Here is a 14,717-nt window from a genome sequence, read left to right on the forward strand (position 1 = left end):
CAGGAGCATGGGCCGATGAATCTGCGCTATAAACTGTTTACGGCTTTTCTGGGCCTGATTATAATCCCCCTATTTATTCTCGGCATGATTATGTTCTTCGTGACTTACAATTCCATTGAGAAAAAATACAGCCAGCAGTCCGAATATTCGCTCAAAGCAATCAGCTACAGCATCTCGGGTGTCTTCAAGGATATGGACAACGTGACCGACAACGGCATTGCCACTTCGGTGTTCCATATGGCGCTCAGCGCGGACGACCCCAGCAAACAGGATTTGACCGATGCCGAGCAGCTCAGCCTCAACAACAGCCAGCGCAACTTCCGCAGCCTCCTCTACAACCATCCGTCGATCAGCTACGCGTTCCTGTACAATTTCGGCGGCACCGGCAATTCACAGGTCGTTTCAATCTTTAACAAGGAAGACTTCCGCCCGCTTCCCTACGATACGTTCAAGGGCAGTAAGCTGTATCAGGAGGTCATGGAGCTGAACGGGGTGCCGAAATGGGTCGCGCCGCATGAATACCCGGAGCTGACCGGCACGGAGCCGGTGTTTACGCAGATCCGCCTGATCAAGGAGCTGAGTTATTTTCAGAATATCGGGATTCTGGTGGTGCAGGTGAAGAACTGGGAGTTCGAATCCATCTTCCGCAATCTCAAGATCGGCGGCAGCGATCAGAAGGTCTCCTTCATGCTTGTTAACGACGACGGTATGATTATGTTTGATCCTGACCAGAAGCTGGACGGACAGAATTTCCATGATTTTACGACCCGGAATATTGCTTTCGGCGAAGGCTTTCAGAGCCATAGAACCCAGTTCAACGGGCAAAAAAGCATTCTCTCCGTCTATCATCTGAAGGATTATCCCTGGAGCCTTGTTTCGGTAACCTCATGGGATTCGCTCTCCCGCGAAGTTACGGTGTTTGCCCGCTGGTTCGTCATCGTCATTCTCTTGTGTCTGCTGGCGGCGGTGATCTTTAATCTGTTCTTCATGAACCGGATTGCCGGCACCATTGCCGTCATCGTCCGCTTCATGCGGCGGGTGGAGGATGGCGACCTGACCTCGCGGGTAGAGGAGAAGGGGAATGATGAGCTGACGCTGCTGGCCCGGGGCGTAAACGATCTGATGGATAAAATCAATGGCCTCTTTAACCGAGTCCATTTGGAGCAGCGCCGCAAGAATCAGGCGGAAATGCGCGTACTGCAGGCGCAGATCAAGCCGCATTTTCTGTTCAACACCCTGGAATCGATCAATGTGCTGGCGGTACAGAACGAAGGGCGCAAGGTCAGTGAAATGGTCTACCGGCTGGCCGGTATTCTGCGGATCAGCATCCAGGACCGGGATGAGATTACGCTCGAAGAAGAGATTACGCATCTGCGGAACTACCTGGATATTCAGAAATTCCGCTTCGAGGATGTGTTCGATTACAACATTGAAGTCCCGGATGAGCTGCTGGGCTGCGGAATTCTGAAGCTGACGCTACAGCCGCTGGTGGAGAACAGCATCCAGCACGGCTTCGAGGGCATCGGCTATACCGGCCGGATCAAGGTCAGCGTACGGGAGCAGCGCGGCAATCTGCTGCTGCGCGTAGAGGACAACGGCCTTGGCATGAGCCCGGCCCAGCTGTCCATGTTCCAGTACATGGCTGGCGAAGCGGCGGAGCCTGCCCTGGAGGCCGGTCAGCAGCCCATTCATCAGGAGCGGCGCGGACTCGGGCTGCGCAGCGTCGCCGACCGGATCCGTATCGAATACGGCCAGCGCTACGGGATTTTTATTTGTTCCGCTCCCGGTATGGGAACGGTCATTCAGTGCGTCATACCTAAATACGGGCAGGGGGAAGATCATCATGCTAAAGGTATTATTGGTTGACGATGAGGCGCCGATTCTGAACAATCTCAATAAGGTGCTCCCCTGGCGGGACATGGGAATGGAAGTGTACGGCCTGGCCCGCAGCGGCATGGAGGCGCTGAAGCTTGCCGAGGAAGAGGCGCCGGACCTGGTGCTCTGCGACATCCGCATGCCGGTCATGGACGGCCTGACGTTCATCGGCAAGCTGCGCGAGATGGGACTGGAGAGCGAGGTGCTGCTGCTAAGCGGATATCAGGAATTTGATTACGCACGCGAGGCGATCACGCTCGGGGTGAAGGAATACATCTGCAAGCCGATTCATTACGAAGAGCTGGGGAACAAGGTCCGCGATATCGGCGCGCGCATCCGCAGCAAGCAGTACAAGGATAAGCTGTACAACAGCATTCCGCTGTTCCAGGAGACGCCGCCTGCTGAGGATTCGCCGAAGAAGACGCCGGAGCAGCTCATGAATCAGGCGGCACAATATATCTCCGAGCGGCTAAGCCGTGATCTCGGGATTGAAGAGGTGGCGGGCCAAATCGGCATCAGCAGCAGTTATTTCTGCCTGCTGTTCAAGAACCGCTTCGCCATGACCTTTGTGGAGTATGTAACCCAGCAGCGGATCGAGGCGGCCAAGTTTCTGCTATCCAGTAGCGACAATAGCATTACGGCAATCAGTGCGGGTGTCGGCTATCAGGAGCGGCGCTATTTCACGAAGGTGTTCCAGAAGCAGACGGGCATGACGCCGAAGGAGTACCGCGACAAGCTCCGCGGAGGGGAAGCGGCTCAGGGTGAGGGAAGCATCGGATAGTTAAGACGGGGTTCCACAAGGGAGCCCCGTTTTTTGGTGCGCAATCAGGGGGAGCAATTATGTGCTATCGGATATACAAGATTACTATAGATTGATTGTATTAAGCGGGTATAAGATAGAGTTGCTAGTGCAATAAACTGCAGCTGGCTGCAAAGCGTGCAGCCAAATTTATAAATGGAAAGGCTGGGAGACATGTCATTCAAAGTCGCTTTCATCGGGGCCGGCAGCATCGGATTTACCCGCGGGCTGCTGCGCGATCTGCTTACGGTACCGGAGTTTCACGATATAGAGGTATCCTTCATGGATATCAATCCGCGTAATCTGGAGATGGTTGCGGAACTGTGCAGGCGGGACGTTGCCGGCAACGGGCTGGACGTCCGGATAACGGCGACGACCGACCGCAGGGAAGCGCTCCGCGGAGCGAAATATATCTTTTGCACCATCCGGGTCGGTGGGTTGGAAGCGTTTGCTAGCGATGTGGAGATTCCGCTGAAGTACGGCGTTGCAGGAGTGCGAAGTGGATGTTTGGAACTGGAGGAGTGCTAATGCCTGCAAGCTTTCCGGAGGAAATCCTGCAGGCGTACGCGTAAGCTGTTACCGGATTTCAACCGCTGTTACCGGATTTCAACCGCAAAAAGCCGGTTTGAAATAAGTAATTTGGGGCAGGCTGGGCCGGAAGTCCAATCATTCCCCGCAGTTACGACAAGACCCCACGATCATTTGAAAATTCAACTTATGTAGTTGGATTTTGGCACACTAATTTTGCTGTTTTTACGGATTTAAAAGATCTAATTGGATTTTCGCATCTTAATTTGGTCGATAAGCTTATATACATTGATATTCGTTCCTATTAAGTGGCGGGAATCCAACTAGATTTACGCTAAGCTCTACACTGGTGAAATTAGGTGGCGATTGTCCAACTAGTGCGTTAACCGCATCAAATTGCAGCTGAGCAGCAGCTAACTTGTAAGTACAAGCTGGGGAGGCGGGCGAATAGGCGGCCGGGAGCCAGCCATTCCACGAAATTACGACAAGACCTCAAGTTTATTTCAAAAGTCCAGGTCATTTTGACCGCGGCAGCCTGAGCATTCAACATGTTCATTAGGCTGCCGTTTTTTTTGTATATGCCGGGAAGTATGAAACTGGAGGAATACTTGAGGATGAGTAGTTGTTTTTATTATAGAAATCTACCATCCCCCTTATTCAAGCCTCCGGCGGTCCTATGATTTAATTAGGGTGTGGGAGCGGATGCAAAGGAAATGGGGGAAAGGATATGAGTACAGTAAATCCTGCGGCCGGGCTGGCTCCGGGCAGGACGCAACGCAAGAGAGGCAAGCCGTCTTTAATGAAGGTACTTAAGAAATACTGGGTGTTCTATCTCATGATGCTTCCGGCCATTGTAATTGTCGTCATCAACAATTATATGCCAATGTTCGGAACGGTCATCGCCTTCAAGGATATCAACTACCAGAAGGGCATCTGGGGCAGCGATTGGGTCGGCTTTGATAATTTCCGCTATCTGTTCGCTACCGATACGGCTTGGGTGATTACCCGGAATACGCTGCTCTACAACTCGGCTTTCATTGTGCTGACGCTGGTATTATCCGTCGCCTTTGCCATCATGTTCAACGAAATGCGCAGCCGGCTGCTCTCCAAATTCCACCAGAGTGCGATGTTCCTGCCTTATTTCCTGTCCTGGGTGGTGGTCAGTTATCTGGTGTACGGTTTTCTGAGCAATGAGCACGGCTTCATCAACGGCACGGTGCTGCCGCTGCTGGGCCTTGAGCCGGTGGAATGGTATGCCCGGGCAGAGTATTGGCCGTTCATTCTGGTAGCGGTGAAGTTATGGAAGGAGCTGGGCTACACTACGGTGATTTATATGGCGGCGATCATCGGGATTGACCAGGAATATTATGAGGCGGCACTGATTGACGGGGCTTCCAAATGGCAGCAGATCCGCAAGATTACCCTGCCGCTGATCAGTCCGGTGATTATTGTCATGACGCTGCTGCAGATCGGCAGAATTTTCAACGCGGATTTCGGCCTCTTCTTCACGGTGACGCGCAATGCCGGAGCGCTGTATTCCACTACCCAGGTCGTGGACACCTATGTCTATCAGACCTTCCTGGCCATCGGCAACATCGGCATGTCCTCCGCCGCAGGCTTGGTGCAATCGGTGGTCGGTTTCAGTCTGATCTTCCTGGCCAATCTGGCGGTCCGCCGGATCAGCAAGGATGATGCACTGTTCTAAATTTCCTGTAACAACGGAATAAACTAAGTTAATTGGGGTGCTGAACATGGGGGTTAAACTCGGGAAGCTAAAGGAGCGCGCGGACATTCTCGGCGAACTGAAGCCAAGCCGCCGCAAGCCCAACGAAATATCGGCAGTTTCCAACACGCTGATCAATATCTTTTTCTGGATCTACTCGGCGCTCTGCGTCATTCCGCTGCTGCTGGTGATCATCGTGTCATTCTCCGACGAGGATACGGTGCTGCGCGAGGGGTACAGCTTCTTTCCGAAACGGTGGGATACCTCTTCCTACGAATTTCTGTTCAAAGACTACAGGCAGATTCTTGATGCTGCAGGCGTCTCGTTGTTCGTAACCGTCGCCGGTACGGTTCTCAGCCTGCTCGTCATGGCTCTGTATGCGTACCCGATTTCGCGCAAAGATTTCCCGCACAGAAACGTATTCGCCTTCTTCATGTTCTTCACAATGCTGTTCAACGGCGGGCTCGTCCCCTGGTATCTGGTATACACACAGGCGCTGCATCTTAAGGATACGCTGTGGATTCTGATGATGCCGCTGCTCGTCTCGGCATTCTATGTCATGCTGCTGCGCACGTTCTTCGCGAACACGATCCCGGCGGCGCTGATTGAATCGGCCAACATTGACGGTGCCTCCGAGCCGCGGATTTTTGTGCGCATCATTCTGCCGCTGTCCTTGCCGGTGCTGGCCACTGTGGGTTTGTTCCAGACCTTGGCGTATTGGAATGACTGGTATCTCAGCCTGATCTTTATCTCCGCCGACGGGCATGTCAATCTCCAGTATCTGATGTATAAGACGATGCTCAACGTCCAGTTCCTGACGGCCAGTCCGCAGGCGATGGCGGCGCTGGCGGCGCAGGGTGTAGAAATCCGGCTGCCGACGGAGACGGTGCGGATGGCGATGGCGGTGGTGGGCATCGGCCCGATTGTGTTCGTCTATTCGTTCTTTCAGAAGTATTTCGTCCAGGGACTTACCGTTGGGGCCGTCAAAGGCTGAACCGGCAAATTCTGCTCCGGCTTTCACCGGCCGCTCACAACTCTGCAATCCACAAATGGCGGCCGGACAGCATATACACATTTTTTGGGGAGGTTATATTCAGATGAAGATGAAGAAGACGCACAGAGGGCCGCTTGTCTCGCTGATCCTGCTGCTGGTGCTTACCCTGGGTCTGGCGGGCTGCGGGGGAAACGGCAATAATCACGAAGGCAAGGCCAGCGATCCGCCGGCGAAGGAAAGTGCAAACGCTGCCAAAACGAGCTCCGCACCGGAGGCTACCGCAGACCCGGCACCAGAACTCAAACCGTACACTGTGAAGCTCATTTACGTTGGTGCTCCGCAGAAGGATGAGAAGCTGGTAGAGGATGAGATCAACAAGCTGCTGGAGCCAAAGATCAACGCCAAGCTCGATATTGCTCCGATTGATTGGGGCGACTGGGACAGCGAGACCAATCTGAAAATCGCCAGCCGGGAGCCCTTCGACCTGATCTTCACCGCACAGTGGAGACATTATGTGACCAATGCGGCCAAAGGCGCCTATCTGGCGCTGAACGATGACGGCGGGCCGGCCGGCAATCTGCTGAAGGAATACGGGCAAGGGATTCTGGAGAGCCTGGACCCGCTGTTCCTGAAAGGTTCGGCCATCAACGGGGTGAACTACGGCGTGCCCACCAATAAAGAGCTGGCTGCACAGGGCGGGGTCGTCTACCGCGCAGATATCGCCGGTGACCTTGGCCTTGACATGTCGGGCGTAAAATCCATCCAGGATCTGGATGCGGTGCTCAAAGTGGTTAAGGAGAAGCGTCCGGATATCACTCCGCTCTATTTCAAGCAAGGCGAAACCTTCAATTCGCAGTATATGGCCCAGTACGATACACTTGGGGATGCCTCCATTCCCGGAGTGCTGCTGAAGGATTCGCAGGATACCACCATCAAGTCGATGATTGAGATGGACCGTTATAAGGAAATTGTCAAGCTGACCCGCGAATATATGAAAAAAGGGTATATCAACGCCGACGCCGCCATTGCCACCACCTCCACCCAGGATGCGATGAAGGCCGGCAATGTATTCATGACCGTACAGTCGCTCAAGCCGGGAAAAGACAGCGAGCTGGCCAATGCTACCGGCCTGGTCGGGAAGCTGAAGCAGATCGCTTTCAACGACCCGACGGTCTCGACAAGCGATGCGGCAGGTTCGATGCTGGCGGTGTCGGCCTCCTCCGGCGATCCTGCGCGGGCGATGATGGTGCTGAATCTGCTGCACACCGACAAGGAGATCAACAACCTGCTTGTATTCGGCATAAAGGGTACGCATTACGAAGTGGTCAGCGGCGATACGATCAAGGCGACCGATAAGACGCCCGATTACAATACGGGTGCAGCCTGGATGCTGGGCAGCCAGTTCCTGAATCCCGTCTGGGAAAGCGAGGCCCCGGATAAATGGGAGCAGTTCAAGGCCTTCAACGCTCAAGGAAAGCCGACTGTAGCGCTGGGCTACAACTTTGACGGCTCCAAGATGGAGACGGAGATGGCGGCCTGCAAGGCGGTGATGGATGAGTTCGACACCAGCCTGGACACGGGAACCGTCGATCCGGACACCGTGCTGACCAAATATGCCGAGAAGCTGAAGAAGGCCGGTGTGGAAAAAATCATCGCCGAGAAGCAGAAGCAGCTCGACGATTTCCTGGCGGCGCAGAAGTAACTGCCCATTGTTCACTTCGATTGTATTTATGCTAAAGGCTTTCTCCGCTGCAGTTCAGGCGGAGAAAGCCTCTTTGCAGCGGGATGGAAGGCTATGCTGTTAACGGCTTAGCCGGCAGCTTACCGGTAGGAGGCGTCCAGCTCCTTCGCTTTCTGGACGGCCAGCGACCAGGCGTGGGCGGGGTTCAATTCCCCAAGCTCGGCTCGGGTAAGATATTGCAGCATGTTCTCTTCGATCACCAGGTGCTGCGGTCCGTAATACGTAGGCTTGATCCGCTGCGCCGATTCGGCATAGACTTCTCCGGCCGGGGCATTGCCGAAATAAGGGTCACGCTGCTCCCGGATTTCCGGACTGCCGTAAATTGCGGGGGTAGAGGGGAAATTGCCCTGCGCCTTAAATACGGCCAGTTGCTGCTCCGGCGCAGTCAGCCAGGAGATGAGTGCATAGGAGGCCCCCGGGTGGCTTCCGCTGCGCGGCAGGGCCAGCACCGAGCCGCCGCGGTTTACGCTGCTGCCGGGAATCTGCGTCATCCGCCACATGCCGCTGGCCGTAGGCGCATTGCTCTTGATATGGCCGATCAGCCACGCGGGGCAGAGCATAACCGCGAAATCGCCGGTCAGCAGCTCTGTGCCCCATTTCTGCGTATCGATCGCCGTATGGGCGGAGAGCTGCAGCTCATTCGCCCGGATGGCGATGTCCCAGGCGGCTTTGACCTGCGGATTGCGTTCTACGAGCAGTTCACCGTCCGGGCTGTAATACTGCAGGGGTGACTGGCGCAGGATGGCGATGTAGAGGTCCTCCAGATTGTTGATAAAGGCTTTGCCGGTATATTCGCGGATGATCCGGCCGGTCTCCAGGAAGGAATCCCAGGTGCCGAGCAGCTGTGCGACCTTCTCCGGGGCGCTGGGCAGACCGGCAGCGGCAAAGATATCGGCCCGGTACACCAAAGCGTAAGGGCCGACATCTGTCGGCAGGCCGAACAGGACGCCGCCGCTTTGCGCCTCCTGCCACTTCCAGCCGAGGTAGCGCTCCCCCAGTCCGGCAGCACCATAATCGTACAGATTATAGAAGTGCTCCGGAAACTGCTTGAACCGGTCCAGATAGCCGATATCGATGGAGGCGATGTCGGGCGAGGAGGAGCCCGTTGCCAGGGCAGTCTGCAGCTTCACGGGCAGCTGGGTGTAGGTCGAGATCTGGACCTGAATATCCAGCTCCGGATGCCGGAGCTGGTATTCCCCGATCAGTGGCTCCAGGCCGGAGCCGGGGATCAGCCATACCGTCAGGGCTGTGGGGCCCTCCGGCTCAGTATAATCTTGAACTGTAGCGGCGGGGGTGCAGCCGCCGCCGAGCAAGAGGAGCAGAGCACAGGCCATCCGGGAGATGGAGCGGCGGAACGGAATGGATTGTTGATTGGTGCGCAAGCAGGTTCACCTCGGGTTCCGGTTATTGTGCTTCTGATACTCCTGCGGAGTCACCCCCACGGCCTTCTTGAACAGCAGGCTGAAATAAGCCGGGTCCCGGAAGCCGACCCGTTCGCTGACCTCGTACACCTTGACGGTAACATCCTCCAGCAGCTCCTTGGCCCGCTTGATGCGGAGCCGCGTGAGCATGCTGGAGAAGCCTTCACCCATATCCTCCTTGAAGATACGGCCCAGATAAGTCGGATTCATGTAGAGCTCATCGGCCATCAGCTTCAGTGACAGGTTCTCCTGCAGCCGGGCTTCCATCCGGTCGATAACGACCGATATAATCCGGCGTTTGGCTTTGGAATGAAGCTCCTCATCAGCCGCTGCGTCCGCGCCGGCAGCACAGGCGCCGCTGTGGCGCACAACCGGCGCAGCTTCCGGCAGCTTCGCCAGTCGGAGCGCTTCAAGACTTTCGCGGTAGGCTTCCGGCAGCGCCTCTAGCTCGCTGTGGAAGCCGGACATACCGGCGCAGAACAACGATTTCAGCAGGGCGGTGAGCTTCTCCAGCCCCTGGACGGCCAACTCGTGGTAGCAGCGGGTGAAGTCAGCTTCAGCCTTAAGGGTGCTGCCGGATTTATCGGCGGCACCCGTATCTCCAGAAGCACCGGTATCATCATAATCGTCAGCAGCGCCGTTCTCACCGGCAGTTCCAGTGGCAAAGAGCAGCATAACCGCCTGCTCTTCCTGAATGCCCACCGTGAAGGCATGCGGACTGAAGTATTCCTCCAGGATATTGATAACCGCGGCATAAATCGACTGCTCAGACCAGCTGCCCGGCAGGGATACTCCGCGCAGCGAGACGGACAGGACGGCAAAGCTGCTGAAGGGAGGAATGAGGTGGCGCTCAAAGAAAGGCAGCGGCATGCCGTACAGCAGATCTGTAAGGAGCTTGCGGCGCAGATTCTTCTCGCGCAGACGAAGCACCTGCTGCTCCTGCCTGCGGCTCTGCAGCCGTTCGCCGGCTGCGGAGACAACGCCGAGGATGCTCTCCACAGAAATTGGCTTAACCAGGTATTCCCGCACCCCGTACCGGAGCGCTTGGCGGGCATAAACGAAATCCTGATGGCCGGTGAGCAGCACCGTTTCGGTATCCGGCTCATGCTCGCTGATATACCTAGCAAGCTCCAGACCGTCCATTCCGGGCATCCGGATATCCGAGATCACCAGGTCCACCTCCCGGGTCTGCAGGATCTGCAGCGCAGCCAAACCGTTCTCCGCAGCGCTGACGGAATGGCAGGCCGCCGGGTCACGCTCCAGAAGCTCCGCCAGCGAACGGCGGACAAAGCTTTCATCGTCGACTATCAGCACATGCATGTGAAAATATCCTCCTCTTTCAGGAATCTTGTGACCATTGCAGCGGCACAGTTACCCGGACCTGCAGGCCGCCGAGATCGCTTGCGGACAGCTCCAGACCATAATGCTGCCCGTAGATCAGCCGGATGCGCTGCTGCAGATTGGAGAGTCCGATGCCGGTGTGAAGCAGCTCGGCAGAAGGGGGCTCTCCGGGAGCAAGCGCTTCCAGCATTTGCGTCCGGCTCATTCCCAGGCCGTTGTCTTCCACGGTAATTACCAGCGAACCGTCTTCGCTGTACAGGCGGATGCGGATCAGCCAGACCTCGCGAACCGCCGGCTCCAGGCCGTGGGTAATCGCATTTTCAATCAGCGGCTGCAGAGTCAGCTTCATGATCAGCCCCTGCAGGACTGCGGGATCAGCCTGAAGATCGACTTGCAGCTTCTCCTCATAGCGGAGCTTCTGCAGGTAGATGAAGCGTTCGAGCTGCTGCAGATCCTGCCCGACGGTTACAAATTCTGAGCCGCGGTCAATGCTGTAGCGCAGCAGGTCGCTGAGGGCCAGCACCATCCGTGCTTCCTCCGGCCGCGTGCCGGCAAGCGACCAGTAAATGGTATTCAGTGTATTGTACAGAAAATGCGGCCTGAACTGGGCCTTCAAGGCGACGATCTGCGCCTGCTTCTCACTGATCTGCTTGCTGGACAGGTCAGCAATGGTTCGCTCCAGATTGTGCAGCATCGAATTATAGCTGCTGTAGAGCATGTTCATTTCCCGGCTGGAGGCCCGCCCGGCAATCGGCCGGATCGTTCCCCGCTCCACCTTGCTCAGCTTGTAGGCCAGGTTGCGGATCGGCCGGGACAACGTCCAGGAGAAAAAGAAGGTGAACAAAAGTGCGGCCACCAGCCCGAGTGAACCGGTCAGGACAATATTGCGGCGGATGGCGTTCAAATCCTTCACGGCTTCATTGGCGTCGATATAGGCATACACGCTCCATCCGCTGTAAGCGGAGGGCGAATAGGAGATGAACTTGCCGCGCGAGGCCGAGCCGGTGCGGATCACCCGCGCCTCCTTGCCGCCGAACCTCCCGGCAATCCCCGGGTCTATATACATCCCGATCTCCCGGTGTTCGGTAGAGTATACAATCGTGCCGAAGCTGTCGGCGATCTGCAGCTTCTCTCCGGGACCAAGCCGGAAGGCTCCGGCTGCCTTGTCGACCACTGCAACAGGAAGCACGAGAAACAGCGTTCCCAGCGGCTGCAGCGTATCGAAGGCGTTGATTTGCCGGGCTCCCATCAGGACATGGATGTTGCCATTCTGCCAGACATCGGCGCCAAACCAGACCATCCGCCCCTTACTCTTACTGATGGACGGATACCAGTAGGCCTCCTTAATCTCCGCCTCCCGTTCCCACAGCACCTTGAAGGAGCTGGTATTGGAGTAGACCTCCCGGTCCAGGAGGCTGAAGAGCTTCAGCTGGATATCATAATCTATGGAGCGGGTGTACTCGTCGATCAGATTCGTCACCTCTAAGGCACTGGTCAAGGGGCGGCCGCCGCGTGCAGCCGCTTCCAGATTCCGCTGGATCAGCGGGTTCAGTACGATGATGGAAGAGAGACGGTCATGCTCCTCCAATATGGCGTCCAGCTTACCCTGCAGCTGTTTGACCGATTCCAGCAAGTACTGGTTGGAGCGGCTTTGTACAGCGCCCGAAGAGGAGCGGTAGGAACCAATGAGCGTAAAGGCCACAATGAGTATAATAATGAGCGAGAAGCCGGAGAAGAGCTGAAAGAGCAGCGATACTTTTTTGGACAATGGCATCACCTGCCTGTGTACGTACTTGAGAATGCTGCGTTAATTGTAGCAGAGGAAAATCAGGAAGAATATAACATAAGACTGCAACCACGGATTTTTAGGCAAAATATCAATATTTTCGGGGCGCCCGCCCGGGGGGAATCTTTTCTCCATCAAGAATGAAACTTTTCGGGGCTGGTTGCGTCTAATACTATGTTTTGCAATAAAGCGTGTGCCTATAGAGACAGATGTGCCGTTACACTACAATTGGGAGCAGAGGAGTATACCATGGATTTCAAAAAAGTAACATTAGCCGCGATTCTGGCCGTATCACAAGCGGCTGCGGCCATACCGGCATTTGCCGAACCCGTTAGCAGCCCCAGCGCTACAACCGGAGTGCAGGCTGAAGTATCGCCTTCGCCGACGTCCGTCGCCGTGCCTGCAGCCACCGATCCGCTGCCAAGCCTGACACCGGAAGCATCGGCGCTGCCGTCGGCTACACCGGACCCGAATGCAACGCCGGACCCGAATGCAACGACCGATCCGAACGGGACACCCGACCCGAACGCGGTTTCTCCAACCCTGGCGCCGGTGCCGACATCCACAGTACCGGGGATTACGACCCTGTCGACAAATGCTGCCGCCAACCAGCTGATTCTGTTTATGAACAGCAACAAGATGTATAAGAACGGCGAGCCTTTTTTTGCCAATCAGCCTATGGCCGTCAAGAACGGCGTTTCCTATGTATCGATCCGGGCCATGGTGGAAATGGTCGGCGTTACGTATTCGTATGAAGCCAAGACGAAGGAAGTTGTCGTGAAGAAGGGCACAAGCGTCATGCGTTTCAAAACCGACAGCAAAATTTATACGGTCAATGGCGCCCAGAAAACGATGAAGGGCCCAGCATACCAATATAAAGGAACATTCATGGTTCCGTTGACTTCCATTACCGCAGCGCTTAACATTCCGTACACGGTAGACAACATCGGCAAACGCGTCATCCTGACGCTGAACACCAAGCCTACCGCATCATTTAAAGTGCAGGCCGGTGATATCTATGCCGGAGATTATATCACTTATACCCCAACTTACTCCTCTCCGAGCGGTACGGCCATTGTGCGGGAAATCTGGGGCGGCGACAAGCGCGATGTGTATGACCAGCCGGGATCCTATGCAGTTTCCTATTCCGTCATCGATGCATCCGGCCTAGAGAGCGATACCTATTGGGGAACGATTAACGTGCTGCAGCCGAACCTGCCGCCGGTGGCCAACTTTACCACCGACAAGGATGAGTACATGATGGGTGAACCGATTACGTTCACTGATCTGAGCTCCGATCCCGAGTACGAGGAGCTGACGGCCGAGTGGAGCAACCGGGCTATTGCGTTCTTCACTCCGGGACCTGTCCAGGTCTCGCTCACAGTAACCGACAAGCACGGCCTGAGCAACACTTTCAGCAAGACGATCAATATTACGAGCCAGCAGCTCTACACCCAGGATGAGGTGGCGAAACTGTTCACCGTGCCGGGGGATGTCGTTTATTATGACGGCGGTTCGATACCGGGGCTTACGAATGTCAACAATACCGTATCTTCCGAGCCTTACACCCTGATCCGCAGCAACAGTCCGGAGACGGTGAATTCAGAAGGTATTCTGTACCGTGAAATGGCGCTGGGCTCGACACGCTTCCTGGTCCATCATATGAACAATATGTCGACCCGACAGAAGCTGTACGTAATTGCCACCAACAACAACCTGTATCCGACGACCATCATTACACAGTACGCCGGGATTGCCGGACCTGTCACTTCGCCGGAATATACGGGCAAGATTTCGATTCAGAAGTATTACAATTCGATGATTACCAATGAGAAATACAGCACGATCGTACTGCAGCCGGGCCAAAGCGTGCCGATCCTGACCGATATCAGCAAGATCGCGATGAAGCCGAAGGAAGTCCTTTCGCTCAGTGCGGACCTGTTCAGCGAGTTGCCTATACAGTACAATGTCGTAATGGTGGAAGAGAATAAAGATCCGATAGCTGCGATGGCCACGCTCCCGATTCTCGACCGCGACGGCGTGCATAACCGCGGAACCTACCCGGATTCCACCCGGATTATTACCGTCAGCGAGACCGTTGGTGCAACCCAGTCGAAGCTGGTGCTCGGCGATAATGACAAAGACAAGAACCTGATCGGCATGGACCCGATGACCGGAACGGAAGCCTCCAACTCCGGCAACTTCGGCGTGCTGTATAAGATTAAGCTCGAACGTGTGGCTCCGAATACCCTGATTACCTTCAATCCGCGCGGCGGAAACTATCTGGGCTCGATCATGGTCAACGGCAATACCATCGTCAATCTTCCGAACAAGGGCAGCCTTTCAAATTCGGATATGAATGCAGTGGTCTACCGTTCCGGGGATTATGAAGGTCCGGTGGAATTGACCTTCTCCGTAGCCTCAGGCAGCAACCTGCCAGTCAATCTCGTATTTACACCAATGCCAGCGAAGAAGCAATAATAAGCCATAATGCCGGTTGTGCCTTCCT

9 protein-coding genes and 1 pseudogene are annotated in these 14,717 nt (G+C 55.5%); 7 read left to right on the forward strand and 3 right to left on the reverse strand.

Features of this window, described 5'->3' with window-relative positions; genetic code table 11:
• Positions 1 to 15 precede the first annotated feature (15 nt).
• The 6 genes and pseudogenes from F1381_RS07995 (at position 16) to F1381_RS08020 (ending at position 7,621) form a co-directional block, all read left to right on the forward strand.
• Entirely contained in the window at positions 16 to 1,866 is a 1,851-nt protein-coding gene (locus F1381_RS07995) for a cache domain-containing sensor histidine kinase (protein WP_151734310.1), read from the forward strand.
• Positions 1,844 to 2,656 (forward strand): response regulator transcription factor, encoded by an 813-nt coding sequence (locus F1381_RS08000; RefSeq protein WP_151734311.1) that lies wholly within the window; start codon positions 1,844 to 1,846, stop codon positions 2,654 to 2,656. Before F1381_RS07995 ends, F1381_RS08000 begins: the two co-directional genes overlap by 23 nt.
• Positions 2,657 to 2,848: 192 nt before the next feature.
• Positions 2,849 to 3,160 (forward strand): annotated as a pseudogene (locus F1381_RS08005) (family 4 glycosyl hydrolase); the annotation flags it as partial.
• A gap of 769 nt (positions 3,161 to 3,929) precedes the next feature.
• Entirely contained in the window at positions 3,930 to 4,907 is a 978-nt protein-coding gene (locus F1381_RS08010) for an ABC transporter permease (RefSeq protein ID WP_151734313.1), read from the forward strand.
• 46 nt (positions 4,908 to 4,953) lie between these two features.
• Positions 4,954 to 5,919: a carbohydrate ABC transporter permease gene (locus tag F1381_RS08015; protein ID WP_151734314.1), complete on the forward strand. Its 966-nt coding sequence runs from the start codon at positions 4,954 to 4,956 to the stop codon at positions 5,917 to 5,919.
• A 103-nt stretch (positions 5,920 to 6,022) separates the two neighbouring features.
• On the forward strand, positions 6,023 to 7,621 hold the full coding sequence (locus F1381_RS08020) for an ABC transporter substrate-binding protein (protein ID WP_246187953.1): 1,599 nt from the start codon (positions 6,023 to 6,025) through the stop codon (positions 7,619 to 7,621).
• A 119-nt stretch (positions 7,622 to 7,740) separates the two neighbouring features.
• Here F1381_RS08020 and F1381_RS08025 read toward each other — a convergent pair whose 3' ends face one another.
• Genes F1381_RS08025 through F1381_RS08035 form a run of 3 tightly spaced genes read right to left on the reverse strand, consistent with a single transcriptional unit; the run spans position 7,741 to position 12,190 of the window.
• On the reverse strand, positions 7,741 to 9,042 hold the full coding sequence (locus F1381_RS08025; protein ID WP_151734315.1) for an ABC transporter substrate-binding protein: 1,302 nt from the start codon (positions 9,040 to 9,042) through the stop codon (positions 7,741 to 7,743).
• 6 nt (positions 9,043 to 9,048) lie between these two features.
• Positions 9,049 to 10,401 carry a response regulator gene (locus F1381_RS08030; RefSeq protein WP_151734316.1) on the reverse strand — a complete coding sequence of 451 codons (1,353 nt, stop codon included), beginning with the start codon at positions 10,399 to 10,401 and terminating at the stop codon, positions 9,049 to 9,051.
• A gap of 19 nt (positions 10,402 to 10,420) precedes the next feature.
• The gene (locus tag F1381_RS08035; protein ID WP_187355247.1) at positions 10,421 to 12,190 is read right to left on the reverse strand and encodes a cache domain-containing sensor histidine kinase; all 1,770 of its coding nucleotides are present in this window, start codon (positions 12,188 to 12,190) and stop codon (positions 10,421 to 10,423) included.
• Positions 12,191 to 12,457: 267 nt separating this feature from the next.
• Here F1381_RS08035 and F1381_RS08040 point away from each other — a divergent pair, with 267 nt between their 5' ends.
• On the forward strand, positions 12,458 to 14,689 hold the full coding sequence (locus F1381_RS08040) for a copper amine oxidase N-terminal domain-containing protein (RefSeq protein WP_151734318.1): 2,232 nt from the start codon (positions 12,458 to 12,460) through the stop codon (positions 14,687 to 14,689).
• Positions 14,690 to 14,717: the final 28 nt, after the last annotated feature.

Source organism: Paenibacillus tengchongensis, from assembly GCF_008973665.1.
GTDB classification, from domain to species: Bacteria; Bacillota; Bacilli; order Paenibacillales; family Paenibacillaceae; genus Paenibacillus_AQ; species Paenibacillus_AQ tengchongensis.